At 47.3% G+C, this 16,766-nt stretch carries 15 protein-coding genes; 12 read left to right on the top strand and 3 right to left on the bottom strand.

Annotated features, from left to right (window positions below):
* Positions 1-47: 47 nt before the first annotated feature.
* Genes RBB45_RS06665 through argF form a run of 3 tightly spaced genes read left to right on the top strand, consistent with a single transcriptional unit; the run spans position 48 to position 5,186 of the window.
* A complete protein-coding gene (locus tag RBB45_RS06665; protein ID WP_009794070.1) occupies positions 48-1,127 on the top strand; it encodes a carbamoyl phosphate synthase small subunit in 1,080 nt (359 codons plus the stop codon).
* Positions 1,120-4,233: a carbamoyl-phosphate synthase (glutamine-hydrolyzing) large subunit gene (locus tag RBB45_RS06660; protein WP_306009296.1), complete on the top strand. Its 3,114-nt coding sequence runs from the start codon at positions 1,120-1,122 to the stop codon at positions 4,231-4,233. The genes RBB45_RS06665 and RBB45_RS06660 overlap by 8 nt, the downstream gene beginning before the upstream one ends.
* Entirely contained in the window at positions 4,230-5,186 is a 957-nt protein-coding gene (gene argF / locus RBB45_RS06655) for an ornithine carbamoyltransferase (protein ID WP_306009295.1), read from the top strand. The genes RBB45_RS06660 and argF overlap by 4 nt, the downstream gene beginning before the upstream one ends.
* Positions 5,187-5,263: 77 nt before the next feature.
* On the opposite strand, the gene RBB45_RS06650 is transcribed toward argF, so the two are convergent.
* Positions 5,264-6,073 carry an undecaprenyl-diphosphate phosphatase gene (locus tag RBB45_RS06650; RefSeq protein ID WP_022543603.1) on the bottom strand — a complete coding sequence of 270 codons (810 nt, stop codon included), beginning with the start codon at positions 6,071-6,073 and terminating at the stop codon, positions 5,264-5,266.
* A gap of 157 nt (positions 6,074-6,230) precedes the next feature.
* Between RBB45_RS06650 and RBB45_RS06645 the strand changes: the two genes are divergently transcribed.
* Entirely contained in the window at positions 6,231-6,410 is a 180-nt protein-coding gene (locus RBB45_RS06645; protein WP_009794074.1) for a YjzC family protein, read from the top strand.
* Between the two features lie 205 nt (positions 6,411-6,615).
* A complete protein-coding gene (gene clpB, locus RBB45_RS06640; RefSeq protein ID WP_306009294.1) occupies positions 6,616-9,216 on the top strand; it encodes an ATP-dependent chaperone ClpB in 2,601 nt (866 codons plus the stop codon).
* Positions 9,217-9,277: 61 nt separating this feature from the next.
* Here the strand turns inward: clpB and RBB45_RS06635 are convergent, their stop codons facing one another.
* Complete coding sequence (locus RBB45_RS06635; protein ID WP_022543604.1) at positions 9,278-9,469, bottom strand: YjzD family protein; 192 nt, start codon at positions 9,467-9,469, stop codon at positions 9,278-9,280.
* Between the two features lie 192 nt (positions 9,470-9,661).
* Here RBB45_RS06635 and RBB45_RS06630 point away from each other — a divergent pair, with 192 nt between their 5' ends.
* The 4 genes from RBB45_RS06630 (at position 9,662) to RBB45_RS06615 (ending at position 12,809) form a co-directional block, all read left to right on the top strand.
* The gene (locus RBB45_RS06630; RefSeq protein ID WP_306009293.1) at positions 9,662-10,399 is read left to right on the top strand and encodes a lipase family protein; all 738 of its coding nucleotides are present in this window, start codon (positions 9,662-9,664) and stop codon (positions 10,397-10,399) included.
* A 210-nt stretch (positions 10,400-10,609) separates the two neighbouring features.
* The gene (locus tag RBB45_RS06625; RefSeq protein ID WP_009794079.1) at positions 10,610-11,416 is read left to right on the top strand and encodes a Rossmann-fold NAD(P)-binding domain-containing protein; all 807 of its coding nucleotides are present in this window, start codon (positions 10,610-10,612) and stop codon (positions 11,414-11,416) included.
* Between the two features lie 217 nt (positions 11,417-11,633).
* Positions 11,634-12,596 carry a BMP family ABC transporter substrate-binding protein gene (locus tag RBB45_RS06620; protein ID WP_009794081.1) on the top strand — a complete coding sequence of 321 codons (963 nt, stop codon included), beginning with the start codon at positions 11,634-11,636 and terminating at the stop codon, positions 12,594-12,596.
* A gap of 21 nt (positions 12,597-12,617) precedes the next feature.
* Positions 12,618-12,809 carry a ComZ family protein gene (locus tag RBB45_RS06615; RefSeq protein WP_009794082.1) on the top strand — a complete coding sequence of 64 codons (192 nt, stop codon included), beginning with the start codon at positions 12,618-12,620 and terminating at the stop codon, positions 12,807-12,809.
* 77 nt (positions 12,810-12,886) lie between these two features.
* On the opposite strand, the gene RBB45_RS06610 is transcribed toward RBB45_RS06615, so the two are convergent.
* Positions 12,887-13,237: a hypothetical protein gene (locus tag RBB45_RS06610; protein WP_224950029.1), complete on the bottom strand. Its 351-nt coding sequence runs from the start codon at positions 13,235-13,237 to the stop codon at positions 12,887-12,889.
* Between the two features lie 226 nt (positions 13,238-13,463).
* Between RBB45_RS06610 and RBB45_RS06605 the strand changes: the two genes are divergently transcribed.
* The 3 genes from RBB45_RS06605 (at position 13,464) to RBB45_RS06595 (ending at position 16,648) form a co-directional block, all read left to right on the top strand.
* Complete coding sequence (locus RBB45_RS06605) at positions 13,464-14,402, top strand: beta-ketoacyl-ACP synthase III (protein ID WP_009794084.1); 939 nt, start codon at positions 13,464-13,466, stop codon at positions 14,400-14,402.
* Positions 14,403-14,483: 81 nt separating this feature from the next.
* On the top strand, positions 14,484-15,725 hold the full coding sequence (gene fabF / locus RBB45_RS06600) for a beta-ketoacyl-ACP synthase II (RefSeq protein WP_009794085.1): 1,242 nt from the start codon (positions 14,484-14,486) through the stop codon (positions 15,723-15,725).
* A gap of 146 nt (positions 15,726-15,871) precedes the next feature.
* Positions 15,872-16,648 carry a DUF2268 domain-containing putative Zn-dependent protease gene (locus RBB45_RS06595; RefSeq protein WP_224950256.1) on the top strand — a complete coding sequence of 259 codons (777 nt, stop codon included), beginning with the start codon at positions 15,872-15,874 and terminating at the stop codon, positions 16,646-16,648.
* Positions 16,649-16,766 lie beyond the last annotated feature (118 nt).

Here is a 16,766-nt window from a genome sequence, read left to right as displayed (position 1 = left end):
AAATTAATAAAAAATAATATTTATGCGTTAGCAGAGGTGTTTGCACAATGAAGGGCTACTTACATTTAAACAGCGGAGAAACATATGAAGGTGAGTGGATTTCTGAGTCCCCGCCGGAGCATACAGAGGGGGAAATTGTCTTTTTCACCGGCATGACCGGCTATCAGGAGGTTTTGACGGACCCGTCCTACAAAGACCAGATTATTGTGTTCACCTATCCGCAAATAGGAAACTACGGAGTAAATGAAACAGATTTTGAGAGCAGAAAGCCGCATGCTGCAGGGGTCATTATCTATGGAACCCCGGAAGGTGCGCATCATTACCAGTCTAAATACAGCCTTAAAGCGTATTTGAAGAAATGGGGAATACCGCTCCTGGGACATATCGATACAAGAGCAGTCGTAAAAAAAATCAGAAATGCAGGCACAATGCCGGCTGTTATGTCGCTTCAAAAAGAAAAAACCTGCTGTTCACATGAAAAAAGCTCCTTAAAAGTAAGAGCTGTCTCGCAAACCGTGCATACTCCTGCCGGTGCCGGAAGCATCCATATCGTCCTGATCGATTATGGAAATAAGAAATCGATTGCTGAATCACTGCTTAAACGCGGATGCCGCATCACAACCGTGCCTTTTAACACCAGCTTTGAGGAAATCAATGGTCTGCAGCCGGATGCAATCCTGCTTTCAAATGGACCTGGTGATCCAAAGCAGCTGAAAGATATGCTGCCTGAAATCAAGAAGCTGATATTCAGCTTTCCAGTCCTGGGAATCTGCCTGGGCCATCAGCTTGCAGCTTTGGCACTTGGTGCAGACACTAAGAAGCTGGCATTTGGCCATAGGGGGGCCAACCATCCAATAGCGGATTCCCGCACAGGAAGAGTCATGATGTCATCCCAGAACCATAGTTATGTTGTGGATGAGAAAAGCCTGAAGGGAACCGGCTTGAAGACAAGATTTCATAATCTCCATGACCGGTCAGTTGAAGGTCTTGTTCATCAATCACTTCCGCTCAGTACAGTCCAATTCCATCCGGAAGCCCATCCCGGGCCGCAGGATGCAGAATATATATTTGATGAGTTTATTGAAATAATCAATGCAGCACATGGGAGAGTTACAGCTTATGCCTAAAGACCAGACGATCACTTCAATACTAGTAATAGGATCTGGCCCGATTGTCATCGGCCAGGCCGCAGAGTTTGACTATGCAGGGACACAGGCCTGCATGGCACTGAAAGAGGAAGGCTATAAAGTCATACTCGTCAATAATAACCCTGCGACAATCATGACAGACCACAGTTATGCGGACACGATTTATTTTGAGCCGCTCACCGTTGATTCACTTGAAAAAATTATCATGAAAGAACGCCCGGATGGCCTGCTGGCTTCGCTGGGGGGCCAGACAGGCCTGAATCTGGCAATGGCACTGAGCGAAACAGGAGTGCTGGAAAAATATAAAGTCAAAATGCTCGGCAGCCCGATTGCCAGCATAAAAAAGGGCGAGGACAGGGAGGAATTCCGTCAGCTGATGAAAGAACTGGATGAACCTGTACCGGACAGTGAAATTGTCAGGGAAGCAAAGGAAGCAAAGCGGTTTGCCGAAGCTTCTGGCTTCCCGATTATTGTCCGCCCTGCCTATACGCTCGGCGGTTCAGGCGGCGGGATCGCACATTCGATGGAAGAATTCATGCTTCTCGTCGAGGGAGGGCTCCTCGAAAGCCCGATTTCCCAATGCCTTGTGGAAAAAAGCATTGCAGGCTATAAAGAGATTGAGTATGAAGTGATGCGCGACAAAGATAATACATGCATCACCATCTGCAATATGGAAAACATCGACCCAGTAGGCGTCCATACCGGGGATTCGATTGTTATCGCACCTTCCCAGACGCTGACTGATGAAGAATATCAGATGCTGCGCTCTGCGTCTATCAAGATCATCTCCGCACTCGGAATCATCGGAGGATGCAATATTCAATTTGCCCTGGATCCCGAAAGCAAGAAATATTATTTGATAGAAGTGAACCCGAGGGTCAGCAGATCGTCTGCGCTTGCTTCAAAAGCGACAGGATACCCAATTGCAAGGATGGCTGCCAAACTGGCTGTCGGGTACAGCCTGTCCGAGCTGCTCAACCCGGTTACTGGCGATACGTATGCAAGCTTTGAACCAGCCCTTGATTATGTGGTCGTAAAATTCCCGAGATGGCCATTCGATAAGTTCTCAGAAGCGGACCGCAGGCTTGGCACTCAAATGAAGGCAACGGGGGAAGTGATGGGGATTGACCGCAATATCGAAAGGGCGCTGCTAAAAGCAGTACAGTCGCTTGAAGGCGGCAATCTGGATTTGAAAAACTACGGGCTGGGCGGCTTGACAGATGATAGCCTCATCACCAGGATGAAGGGCCAGACTGATGAAAGGTTCTTTATCGTAATGGAGCTCCTGCGCAGAGGGCATCATATCCATTCCATCCATGAGCTTACAAAAATCGATCTCTTTTATCTTCAATGCTTTGCCGGCCTTGCCAGCCTTGAAAAGGAAATTGCATCCTGTTCTCTTGAAACGGTTTGTAAAGAACAGATGCAGGTGTTCAAGGAAAAAGGATTCAGCGATGAGTATCTTGCATCCATATGGAAGGAAGATGCTCTGTCAGTCAGGAAGAAGAGAAAGCAATTGGGAATACTGCCTTCATACAAAATGGTGGATACCTGTGCAGCTGAATTTGAAGCACAGTCCAATTATTATTATTCAAGCTATTATGGGGAAAACGAGCAGCTGCCAAGCGAAAACAAGAAGGTGCTGATCATCGGAAGCGGACCTATCCGCATCGGGCAGGGAATCGAGTTCGATTATTGCTCTGTACACGGGGTATTTGCCCTGAAGGCAGAAGGCATTGAAACAGTGATGATCAATAATAACCCTGAAACGGTCAGCACAGACTTTGCAACAGCCGACCGCCTTTATTTTGAACCGCTGACACCGGAGGCAGTCCTTAATGTTGCCGATTCAGAAGGCATTAAAGATGTCATCGTCCAGCTGGGGGGACAGACTGCGCTTAACCTGGCCGATAAGCTGGAAAAGGCAGGGCTCAACCTGCTTGGGACGCGTTCGGCAGTCATTGATGACCTCGAAGACCGCGACCTGTTCTACCGCCTCCTCGATAGGCTGGAGATTCCGAGGATCAAGGGAGAGACTGCTGCAGGGGACACAGAGCTGAGAGAAGCAGCAGAAAGAATCGGCTACCCAGTCCTGATCAGGCCTTCTTTTGTCATCGGCGGAAAAGGAATGCACATAATCAGGAGCAGCAGCGAGCTGTCGAGCTTCTTGGAAAAGCAGGAAATCACCTACCCTGTGCTTTGTGATCAATTTTTGCATGCTGCTGAAGCAGAGCTGGATCTTGCAGCTGATGGAGACAACATCCTTGTCCCGGTCATCATGGAACATATCGAAAAAACAGGGGTCCATTCCGGGGACAGCCTCTCCGTACTGCCGGCACAGTCCGTTTCCGGGACAGCTAAGAAAAAAATGTTCGAGTATGGGAAAAAAATTGTTAAGGATCTGGACTATAAAGGTTTGATGAACATCCAGTATATTGTTGACGGAGAGGAAGTATACCTGCTTGAAGTAAACCCGAGGGCTAGCAGGACTGTGCCGGTTGTCAGCAAGGTGGCAAATGTCCCTCTTGTACAAATTGCGACAAAAATATTGCTTGGGAAATATAAACTGCCCGAATCAGAAGGGCCGGTGTACGATAATCTGCCGTTTGTCTGTGTGAAATATCCGGTATTTTCAAATTATGCCCTTAAAGGGCTTGATCCAAAAACATCACCGGAAATGAGGTCGACAGGTGAAGGAATTGCTTTGGCCACTTCATTGAATGAAGCTGTGAAAAAAGCATTTCATAAAGAAATAAAGCCTGCAGCAGCAGCTGTCATCATGACGGGAAGAGGCGAAACAGATCGTATGGAAGGCCTTGAAGAGACATTGGACCTTTTAGGAATAACTCTTCAGACGGCAGGTGGAGACCGGGATATGGATGCAAACATCCTTGCTGTCTTCAGCAGGGGAGAAGCACAGGAAGATTTTGTGCTGAGAGAATTTGCTGTCAAGAACCGCCTCCCTGTCTTTACACAGCCGGAAACGCTCAATGCCTTCCTGGAATCTCTCCAGGTCAAAGAATGGGAAGTATGCCCTCTTCAGGAATGGCATAATCAAATCATTAAGGATGTGACACATGTATGATAACCGCACAAGCAGCTGATAAAAGCCTCGATATCCAGGGGAAGGATTTCTTGACCCTGGCTGATTTCTCTAAAAATACAATTCTGGGTCTTGTCCAGAAGGCCAGGAAGATGAAGAATGCCTCCCTGCTGGGCAAGGATTCCAAGTCTTTGAATGGAAAGATATTGGGAATGATTTTTGAAAAGCCATCAACAAGAACGAGGGTGTCTTTTGAGGCTGGTATGATCCAGCTCGGAGGGAGTGCCCTTTATCTGAACAGCAATGATCTGCAGATTGGGCGAGGGGAAACCGTTGCAGATACAGCAAAAGTTCTTTCCCAGTATGTTGATGCGATTATGATCAGGACCTTTTCCCATGGGATGGTTGAGGAGCTTGCACTGCATGCAGATATTCCGGTTATCAACGGGCTGACGGATCTTTACCATCCCTGCCAGGCGCTGGCCGACTTGCTGACCATCTATGAAGTGAAAGGAAGGCTTGAAGGGTTAGAGCTTGTTTATGCAGGTGATGGGAATAATGTAGCCCACTCCCTGATGATTGCAGCAGCCAAGGTAGGCATGAATCTGACAATTGCAGCACCGCCAGGATATGAACCCCAGGAAAAGGTGCTGGCGCTGGCAAAGCAGTTTGGCAAAGAAACCGGCGCGGAAATTGAAGTAGTGAATAGTGCCATTGAAGCAGCTGCAGGTGCTGACATCCTTTATACTGATGTTTGGACCAGCATGGGCCAGGAACAGGAAAATGCCGAGCGTCTTGAGATATTCAAGTCTTACCAGGTAAATGCCCAGCTTGCAGCAGCTGCAAAACAAGATTATACCTTCCTCCATTGTCTCCCGGCGCACAGAGGTGAGGAAGTTGCTGCAGATATAATCGATGGCAGCCATTCTGCTGTATTCCAGCAGGCGGGGAACCGTCTCCACGCCCAGAAGGCGCTGCTCTCAGAGCTCTTATAAATACTTAAAACCCAGAGACCGCGGACTCTGGGTTTTTTTGTGGCAAAGGTATCATTTTTTAGGGCAGTCAGTTTGACTTATGATAGAAAATAGACGATTGGCCCAACAATGAAGCAGTAGATGGCAAAATAAATAAGGTTCCCTTTAGCCATGATATTCATGAACCACTTCAGTGAAAAATAGGATGCCACCAAAGAAGCGATGAAGGCAATGGCGTAGGGGAGGGCCAGTGATCCTAAGTTTGGGTCGCCGAGCAGGTCCTTAAGGCCAAGGATCATTCCTCCGGCACTGACTGGAATATACAGCAAGAAAGAAAATCTAAGCGCAGTTTCCTGCTTCATGCCAAGGCCCATGGAAGCTACGATGGTCGCCCCGGACCGGCTGATGCCGGGAATGAGTGCAACTGCCTGAGCAAGGCCGACAATGACGGCATCCTTGACCGTGAGCCCTGCATCATTCTTCCTTCCTTTCATATTGCGGATCAGCCACAAAGCAAGACCAGTTACTACCAGGGTGATTCCCACGGTTTTAATATTGGCGAGATGCTCATCGATGTAATCCTCAAACAGGATGCCGATTACGCCGGCAGGAATGGTGCCGATGATCAGATAAATGATAAAGCGAAAATCAGCTTCTGCCCTTTTATCCTTTGTTGTTATGTACACAAGGCCGTTTTTGGCAAGCCTGATGATATCTTCCCTGTATATAATGAGAACCGCAATCAAAGAAGCAGCGTTAACAAGCAGGGCAAAGCTCATGCCTTCTATTTTTAAATCCATAAAGTGCTCGGCAATTTCCAAATGTCCGCTGGAGGAGATGGGGATAGGCTCAGTGAATCCCTGGAATAATCCTAAAAGCAGATACTTGACTAAAGTGAAAAAATCCAATTGTTTATCCTCCAATTTTCTTTTTTATCCTTATTCATTTAACTATAACCAGCCGGACGTGTAAAGCGATATCAGGGCGTGGGAATTGTTTCTTCCTTTAACACGGTTGTGGATGGATATAATAATAATGATTTTGACTATAAGGAGGAGTTGCACGATGGGGCAGAACCGCCAATTCCGTCCGGGCCAGAAGGCTCCCAATAACGGGATCTATATCGAAATCGGTGAAACCGGGAGCAATGTCAATAACCCGAAGCAGCTGAAAATGAAAGCGGGAGACACATTTCCGGAAGCTTCCAATCATAACCGGATCTGGACATACCAGCGAAAGCCTTAAGAAGCGGGGGGATCATTCCCCTCGTTTTTTTTCATATGTTCCCAAAACTGCCCGGCCGTATGCTTTGCTGGTGCATAACCTGTAAAAGCTTGTTTTTAACGAGAGTGAAAAGGCAATAGATAAGAGGGCATCTAAATTCTTTACATACATGTACAAAAGTCTATAATATAAATAAAGGTCAATAAAGGTCAAAGGAGGTTTTTTAATGGATCTTAACAAAATGACGAAAAGGATGCAGCAGGGGTTCTTGAATGCCCAGTCAAAGGCAGCGATCATGCAGCATCAGGAAGTAGACGAAGCCCATCTGTTCCTGAGCCTCATGGAACAGGAAGACAGCCTTGTCAGCACGATCCTTGAGAGAGCCGGGGCTTCTGCTAAAAGCTTCAGCAGCGGTCTTGAGGATAGCCTGGCAAGAAAACCCCAGGTATCAGGCGGAGGAGCAGAACAAGGTAAACTGTATATAACTGCCGCCCTGCAGAGGCTTCTCGCTGAGGCGGAGAAAATGATGCAGGAGCTTGAAGATCTTTATCTTTCAGCAGAGCATCTGATGCTTGCTGCTGTGCGCGGAAAAACCCAGGCTGGCAAGCTCCTGGCCGGTATTGGTGCTGGCTTTGAAGAATTAAATACGGCCATTATGGCTATCAGGGGGAATCAAAAAGTGACCTCGCAAAACCCGGAAGCTTCTTATGAAGCGTTGAAGAAATATGGCAGAGATCTTGTTGCGGAAGTAAAGGCAGGAAAAGTGGATCCTGTAATCGGCAGAGACAGTGAAATCAGGAATGTTATCCGCATCCTTTCCAGGAAGACGAAAAATAATCCCGTTCTTATCGGCGAGCCGGGCGTTGGCAAAACAGCCATTGTAGAAGGTCTGGCCCAGCGGATTGTGCGCAGGGATGTGCCGGAGGGGCTGAAGGATAAAACGATATTCTCACTCGATATGAGTTCCCTTGTTGCAGGGGCCAAATTCAGGGGCGAGTTTGAAGAAAGGCTGAAAGCGGTATTGAATGAAGTGAAAAAAAGTGAGGGCAGGATTCTCCTCTTCATTGATGAACTCCACACGATTGTAGGGGCGGGGAAGACCGAAGGGGCAATGGATGCAGGGAATATGCTGAAGCCGATGCTTGCACGAGGAGAACTGCACTGCATTGGTGCCACTACACTTAACGAGCATAGAAAATATATTGAAAAAGATCCGGCGCTTGAGCGCAGGTTCCAGCAGGTGCTGGTAAGCGAACCGGATGTAGAGGATTCCATCTCCATCCTGCGGGGGCTTAAGGAGAGATTTGAAATCCACCATGGCGTCAACATACATGACCGTGCCCTGGTCGCTGCAGCAGCTCTTTCTGACAGATATATTACAGACCGCTTCCTGCCGGACAAAGCGATTGACCTTGTTGATGAGGCATGCGCCATGATCCGGACAGAAATCGATTCTATGCCTGCTGAGCTTGACGAAGTGTCACGCCGCGTCATGCAGCTTGAAATAGAAGAAGCGGCTCTCGAAAAAGAAAGTGATGACAGCAGCCGCGAACGCCTTGAAGCCCTCCAGAAAGAACTGGCAGGACTGAAAGAAAAGGCATACTCCATGAAAACGAAATGGGAGCTTGAAAAAGAAGCTATCCAAAAGGTTCAGGAAAAAAGAGAGCAATTGGAGAAATACCGCCTGGATCTTCAGGAGGCTGAGAATAATTATGATCTCAACAAAGCGGCGGAATTGCGGCACGGATCTATCCCTGCTCTCGAGAAAGAGCTGAAGAAGCTGGAATCCGAGGAAGGGGAAAGGCAGGGAGAGCGTCTCCTCCGCGAAGAGGTAACAGAAGATGAAATTGCCGGCATTGTGGCGAGATGGACCGGAATCCCTGTCACAAAGCTTGTAGAGGGTGAAAGGGAAAAGCTCCTCAAGCTTGAGGATACTCTCCATCAGCGCGTCATCGGCCAGGAGGAAGCGGTCAGCCTTGTAGCTGATGCCGTTCTCCGGGCAAGAGCCGGCATCCAGGACCCGAACCGGCCGATCGGCTCTTTTATCTTTCTGGGGCCAACCGGAGTAGGAAAGACTGAGCTGGCCAAGGCACTCGCTCACTCCCTTTTTGACAATGAAGAACAGCTGATCCGGATCGATATGTCCGAATATATGGAAAAACATGCGGTTTCAAGACTAATCGGCGCACCTCCCGGGTATGTAGGATATGAGGAAGGCGGACAGCTTACAGAAGCAGTAAGGAGAAAGCCGTACTCAGTCATTCTTCTTGATGAAATTGAAAAGGCCCACCCTGAAGTTTTCAATGTTCTCCTGCAGATGCTGGATGATGGACGGGTAACGGACTCTCAGGGCCGGACGGTTGATTTCAAGAATACAGTCATTATTATGACTTCCAATATCGGCTCTGCTTATCTGCTCGAACAGGCAGGCGAAGAAATCCCGGAGGAGACAAGGGATAGGGTCATGACCGAATTGCGAAGCCGGTTCCGTCCTGAATTTCTTAACAGAGTCGATGAAATGATCCTGTTCAAGCCCCTGTCGCTGGGAGACATTAAAGGGATTGTCGGCAAGCTGATGCTGGACCTTCAGAGGAGGCTTGAAGACCAGCACATTAAAATAAGTATAAAGGATGAAGCAAAAGAATATATTGCACAAAATGGATTTGATCCGGTGTATGGGGCGCGCCCGCTTAAACGATTCATCCAAAGGAATATCGAAACCAGGCTTGCAAAGGAAATCATTTCCGGAAGGATCCGGGATAACAGCTCTGTCGAAATAGGAATTGAAGATGGGGGCATCAGACTTAATGCTTTAAGGAAGTCCTGAAGGACCGCAGCCAAAAAAAGTCATCCTGCTTCATGCAGGATGACCTGGTTTTGGCGGCTGATTAATGCAAGCCTTGTTTGCCTGCAGATTCCTCAGGGATAATGGCGGACAGAACAAGAATAAGGATAGTGGCACCTGCAGCGAGGATGGCACCGGTTACAAAATCAAATGTTGAGCCAATCATGGAACTGACTACATATGTCAGCATTTCTACAAGCAGGAAAGTCCAGAAAAGAGTCCAAAAGTATTTCACTGTTTTCACCTCATTATGTAATCTTATATCATATTACCACAACCTGAAAAAATAATAAACGCCTTTTAGCCATGACCACCCGTGGGCCGGGGGCTGTTTCCTCTTTTTCACTGATGGTAGGCATATTCCCTTGCATTTATCCATGCTTTTCATACATTAATTATGATCACATATGTAAAAGGAGTTTTTATAATGGAACACCGAAACTTCAAACTTGATACCGAATGGAATATGATCCACTATCCTGAGCGGCCAAAAGGTTTCGGTATCATGATCATTGGGGATGAGAGGCATTTCGTTGACGAAAAGAGCAGCTTCTGGACGCAGAATGAAGGAAAGGCAGCGGTTCTCCGCCTGCTGAGAAGAGCAGGATATACAGTGTTCTATTCCAATCTGTACGGGAGGAATTGGGGCAGCGATAAAGCGGTAGAAATGGCGAGGAATTTATATGAGCATGTCCTGAGGACAGAAATCATCAATGAAAAAATCCACATTATCGCAGAAGGAATGGGAGCGCTGGCTGCTTTGAAGCTCATGAAGGAAATGGAAGGGAAGATCCGCTCTGTCATCCTCCTGAACCCTGTCCTTTCACTCAAGGACCATCTGGAGCAGGAAAAGGAACATAAATTCTTTTATAAAAAGCTTCTTAAGGAGCTTGCCATATCACATGAGTCTGACTCGCCCCGGGCTCTGGCAGAACGAAGCATGCCGGCAGAGGAAATAATGGACCGCACGCCGATCCCGGTGAAAATCATCCATGTACTGTCAGGAGGCAGGGCATATAAACAGTCAAGCCTGCTGAATGAACTTTCTGTCAAGTGGAAGGATGAGAAGGCGCCCATATCAATCTGCTATATGCTCCCAGATAAAAAGCAGCAGCTTGGCAGCCAGATGGCCAAATTTTTAAAATCATATGAGAAGATTTTATAGGAGCCTATTATCCAATAGGCTTTTTTTTACATGATGCTGTGTGAGTGTACCTTGTTTAACAAAGCCTTCATGATAAGAGAAAGCAATTTTTTAACTTCGATTTCAGTCTGGCAGCAGCGCCAATCCCCTTTGAGATTACAAGCCAAGGAGAAATATTTCCAGTTCCCCGGCATAGGATACTAAAAGTAGGTGTATCAGGGAGGAAGTGCAATGAATCGGGCAATTGTTGTAGGCGCATACGAATTTTTGGGTTTCCATTTGGCAATGAAGCTGCTGGACCGCGGGCTTGAAGTGACAGGGATTGTTCCAGGCTCCAGGGGGGATGACAGGTATACAGCAGATAAAGAATTGCTGGTTGGACGCAATGCCAATTTTACTGTGTTCAGCGAAGCAGACTGGAAGGCAAATGGCTCCATTGAGGAACCTCATCTCATCTTCCTTTCGCTTTATGACTTTTATTTCAGGGAAGAAACGGAGCTTTCCTTATGGGAAGGGATGTTTGGACATTTAGAGGCATCAATAGAAGAAACACGCTCCAAGCCTGTTATCCTGATGCCCGTCCAGTATTATGAAGCCGGGAACGAGGGAAACTGCCATTCTGGAGCCCTGAAAATATATCTTCCTACCCTGTTCGGGCTATGGCAGCCTTCTGCTTTTGCTTTTCAGAGGGCAATCGAGGGGCTGGAAAATAAGGATAACACCATGCTTGAACATAAAGGGGATGCAATACATGCAGCGGAAGCCGCTGAAGGAATTATTGAAGCAGCCGCAACAGAAGAAACCGGGTCTCTTTTGTTATGGAGCGGGGAAAAAGGCCGCTGGGGAAAATGTGCCAAGCATCTTGGCATGAAGGAGCCCGCCGATTGCAGTCCCGCAATTGCTCCTGAAGCAGACAGGAAAATCATCAAAGAACAAATACCTTATCATATTGTGCTGGATAAGCAGCAGGAATATGTGAAAAGAAGCGCGGATTCTTCCAGCCGGCTAAGCGGGCCGGGCAGCCCCAAAGTTTTCTAATGGAGGAAAAATATTTTCATTCCGCTGAATTAAGGGTAAAATGAAAAAAGACGAGGAAATTATGGGTCTTATGACTCTTTCATCCGGTGCCGGAACAGCCGGTGCCGTCCTTAAATACTGAAGCTGCACTACTGCCTTTTTGCTGGCCTGTTCTAATGGCCAGCGGCACCATTTAGAGAGCCTTTATCAGTGCACTTGGAAAGGCGGTCAGATATACATGCTCCGTTTTGTGAAATTCATAAGCCCGATTCTGCTGCTCCTTCTGGTGCTGTCGTCATGCGGACAAGCTTCTCCCCGCGGAGAGCTGAAGAAAGCAGGGCTGCTGGTGCCCGATACGATCAATGACCAGGTCTGGGGCACGAAAGGCTATAAAGGGATGCTGAAAATCCAGTCCAAATTCGATGTGGATGTATTCTATAAAGAAGGAATGAACTCTCTTCCCGTTGTTGAGCGTGCTGTAAGGGAGTACGCCCAGAAGGGGGTAAACCTTATTTTTGGCCACGGAAACGAGTACGCCTTATATTTCAATGAAATTTCGGATGAATACCCTGACATCCATTTTGTCAGCTTTAATGGCGATGCCAATAATGAGAACACCACCAGCTTGAATTTTGAAGGGTATGCTATGGGTTATTTTGCAGGGATGCTTGCGGCAGAAATGTCAGAAACCAATAAAGTTGGAGTGATGGCAGCCTTTGAATGGCAGCCTGAGGTCGAGGGTTTTTATGAGGGAGCCATCTACCAGAATGAAGATACAGAGGTGGAGATACGCTATGTCGGAGAATGGGATAATGAACAGAGGGCCCTGGAGCTTCTGGATGTCATGGCCAGGAATCATTCTGATGTGATTTACCCTGCCGGCGACGGCTTTAATGTGCCTGTGATCGAAAAAGTAAAAGAACTGGGTCTGTATGCGATCGGCTATATATCCGACCAGTCAGACCTCGGGGAATCGACCGTCCTTACGAGTACGATCCAGCATGTAGATGCACTTTATGAGCTGGTGGCTGAAAGGATGAATAATGGGGAGCTTAAATCGGGGAATCTGTCATTTGATTTTGATGATGGTGTGATTTCGCTTGGAAAATACAGCCCGGATGTTGACCCAAATTATCGGGATGAGCTAAACTCATCTATTGAAAGGTATAAAGAGACAGGCAAATTGCCTGGCCAAAGTTGAGGAAAAGGAGGGAATGTCCTTATGCAATCCAATGATAAAACGATGGAGTTTATGCAAATAGCCATGAAATATATGCCTGAAGCCCAGCAGGAGCTGGAAAAGGCAGGTATTGAGCTGTCGCTCGAGATGATCCAGCCATTTATGACACTTTTCACAAAAGTTATGAATGAGGCATACGAGCTAGGCAGGCAGGATGCCCAAAGCGGGGAATAAAACGGATATCAATACATAAAACAAGCTGCCCATAATCAGGCAGCTTGTTTTTTATTCAAATTAATGGAAAACTCTTCTTATCCTTTTTTCAGGAGCTGCTGGAATAGAGGTGTCACCTTTTTAAAAAGCGGCTTCAGCTGTCCGGCTGAAGTCATCAGAGTATCAATATTGTCCATCAGCTGTCCAAGGTCTACACTATCGAGAATCTTTTCAATCTGGCCAGGCTCCCGCGCATCTTCCCGTCCGTTTGCCGGCTTGCGCTCCGGGCCGCCTAGTATCCAATCCCCCATTGGTCTCACTGATGGGCCTTTGCTCTCTGAAGCCTCATTTGCCATATCATCCTGTACCCTTTGCCTCGGGCCGAACATGAACCTGGAGAATCCGTCCAGCTCCGAATGCTGCTTTTCTTCCCTGCTGTCCGTGTCCATCGTGCATTCCCCTTCCCCTGAATATCTTTATAATAACGTATGCCGCGGGATTTCCTGTGATAGGGCAGAAGCCGTGGCGCAAGAGAAATTTTCGAGTAAAAAGGTTGCTTCTTCTTTATTATTTTTGCTAAAATTAGTACCAAGTCATAATAATTGATAATAATATGAGTATAAATACGGCTGATTCGCCGGCTGGCTTTTAAATTGTGAGAAGGAGTGGGTTTCCATGAATGCAGGCATACTTGGAATCGGAAAGTTCGTTCCGGAAAAGATACTGACAAATTTTGATTTGGAAAAAATGGTTGATACAAACGATGAGTGGATCAGAACAAGGACAGGGATAGAACAGAGGCGGATAGCGGGTGACGATATGGATACTTCCGACTTAGCCTATAATGCTGCGGTTGCCGCCCTTAAAAATTCAGGGGTCTCTGCAGAAAGCCTTGATATGATTCTGGTGGCAACAGTAACTCCGGACCAGCCGTTCCCGACTGTTGCATGTATGCTGCAGGAGAGGCTTGGCGCTGTCAAGGCTGCTGCTATGGATATCAGTGCTGCGTGTGCAGGTTTTATGTATGGTATGATAACTGCAAAGCAGTTCATTGAAACCGGTGCGTATAAACATATCCTTGTCATAGGCGTGGAAAAGCTGTCAAAGATAACCAACTGGGAAGACCGGAACACAGCGGTTCTTTTCGGCGACGGGGCAGGCGCTGCAGTGATAGGACCGGTATCGGATGATAAGGGAATCCTGTCCTTTGAGCTTGGGGCGGACGGCACTGGCGGAAAGCACTTGTATCAGAATGAGAATGACCACATTTACATGAACGGCCGGGAAGTTTTCAAATTCGCCGTCAGGCAAATGGGGGAAAGCAGCCTGAATGTCCTGGAAAAAGCGGGGCTGTCCAAGGAAGATGTGGATTTCCTTATCCCTCACCAGGCGAACATAAGAATCATGGAAGCTGCACGCCAGCGCCTTGAGCTGCCGGAAGAGAAAATGTCCAAAACTGTCCATAAGTATGGAAATACATCAGCAGCCTCCATTCCGATCTCGATAGTCGATGAACTGGAAGCCGGAAAAATCAAGGACGGAGATCTCCTTGTCATGGTCGGTTTCGGGGGCGGACTTACATGGGGCGCCATTGCTATGCGCTGGGGCAGATAACAGAATGCCAGCCTGAAAGCCGGGCCGGCCGGAAGTGTATGAAGAAAAAGTATCCTTGGCAAAGAAGGAGATGTGTAAATAATGGAAAATAGAAGAGTTGTCGTGACAGGAATCGGAGCAGTAACTCCAGTCGGTAATGATGCAGAAACTGCATGGAAGAATATAATAGAGGGAAATTCAGGTGTAGGGCCTCTGACAAGGCTCAACAGCGATGAGTATCCTGCAAAGGTTGCAGCTGAAATCAAAGGGTTTGACCCCCATGAGTTCATTGATAAAAGAGAAGCAAGGAAAATGGACCGCTTTACTCATTATGCAGTAGCTTCTGCGCTGATGGCGGTAAAGGATGCCGATTTAACGATCAATGATGAGAATGCGCCAAGGATTGGCGTCTGGATCGGTTCGGGGATCGGCGGTATGGAAACATTCGAAAATCAGTTTGAAACCTTCCTAAACAGAGGATACAGAAGGGTAAGCCCGTTCTTTGTCCCTATGATGATCCCGGATATGGCGACAGGGCAGGTATCCATCACCCTCGGGGCGAAAGGCTTTAATTCCTGTACGGTCACAGCCTGTGCGACAGGGACCAATTCCATTGGAGATGCCTTCAAGGTCATCCAGAGGGGTGACGCGGACGCCATGGTAACAGGGGGGGCTGAAGCTCCGATCACACGTATGTCTGTTGCCGGCTTCTGTGCCAATACCGCATTGTCGACTAATCCGGATCCTAAAACCGCGAGCCGCCCTTTTGATAAAAATAGAGATGGCTTTGTCATCGGCGAGGGCGCTGGGATTGTTGTTCTGGAAGAGCTTGAGCATGCAAAGGCAAGGGGCGCCAAAATTTATGCAGAAATCGTGGGTTATGGCTCTACTGGCGATGCCTATCATATTACGGCTCCAGCTCCTGCCGGAGAGGGCGGAGCACGGGCGATGAAAATGGCGATTGATGATGCCGGTCTCTCCCCGCAGGATATTGACTATATCAATGCACATGGCACAAGCACAGATTATAACGACAAATTTGAAACGCTTGCCATCAAGGAAGTTTTCGGGGACCATGCCTACAAACTGGCCGTCAGCTCAACCAAGTCAATGACAGGCCACCTTCTTGGGGCAGCAGGCGGGGTAGAGGCAATCTTCACGCTTCTCGCTATGAAGGATGCTATTCTCCCTCCAACCATCAATTATGAAACGCCTGACCCGGAATGCGACCTGGATTATGTGCCAAACGAATCCAGAAAGAAAGATATCAGGGCTGCAATGAGCAACTCGCTGGGCTTTGGCGGCCATAATGCCACCATCGTTTTCAAACAGTATACAGAATAAAACATAGAAACAAAAAAGGCAGCACACGCCGGTTCCGGCCTGTGCTGCCTTTTTGCATTTCTGTAAGTCTTCAGGGAAACATTCCTGCCGTCAGCCAATAGAATATAAAGATTATCTTACAGGGAGGCGCAGGGCGATTGGGGATCATGGAAACAGATAAATGGCTTGAACAGGATTTCTGGGAGCCCGAGAAAATTTGCAGCCGGCTTCTGGATGAATTCGGGGAAAAGGAGCCGGAGCCTATTTATGGTTATCTAACACGGTTTGGGATGTACAGGCCGGATCGGGTGAATTTCAGGGTGTACGAAGAATTGGCCGGCCAAGGCACTTGGAAATCAGCAGGCGGGCTTTTTAAGAAATACCAGAAAAAGTGGAACGGGCCGGATATACCTGTTTATATCTTTCCGGTGAACAGGAGCGGGAGCAGGGCCAGGCGTTCAGGAACGGTAAAATCAGGGGTCTCATTTCCCGATAAGATGTTTCTTTTCTTTGAACATGCCCAGGATGATAAGGAGCTGGAATCCCTTTTTATCCATGAGTACCATCACGTCTGCCGGATCAGGGAGCAAAAGAAAAAACTCCAGGACTACACCCTTATGGACTCCATGGTGCTGGAAGGAATGGCGGAATATGCGGTTAAAATGAATTGCGGCAAAGAATATGTGGCAGCATGGTGCACCCGCTATACGGAAAAAGAGCTTGGAAACTGGTGGGAGAAATATATTAAAGAAAACTTGAAAAAAACCAAAAAGGATCATGTTCATGATCAGATCCTTTTCGGAAAAGGCAGATACCCGGACCTGCTCGGATATGCTGCAGGATACTGGATTGTGAAACAATATTTCGAAAAGAATAACTTTTCTACAAAAGTTTCTTTTAATTTAAAACCCGAAACTTTAGGAGACCAAATTATAATTTTTTAGTATATTAAAGCGCTTTAAAGCCCTAAACTAAGGGCTTTCTGTTTTTTCTGAAATAATGAAAGTTAATAAATTTTAAAAAAATCTTGCAATTGTAATAAATCTGTAATAGTATTTTAAT

It is taken from the genome of Bacillus sp. MMSF_3328, from assembly GCF_030733525.1.
In the GTDB taxonomy this organism is placed as follows: Bacteria; Bacillota; Bacilli; order Bacillales; family Cytobacillaceae; genus Bacillus_AB; species Bacillus_AB infantis.
This window is presented reverse-complemented; position numbering and strand designations above follow the sequence as displayed.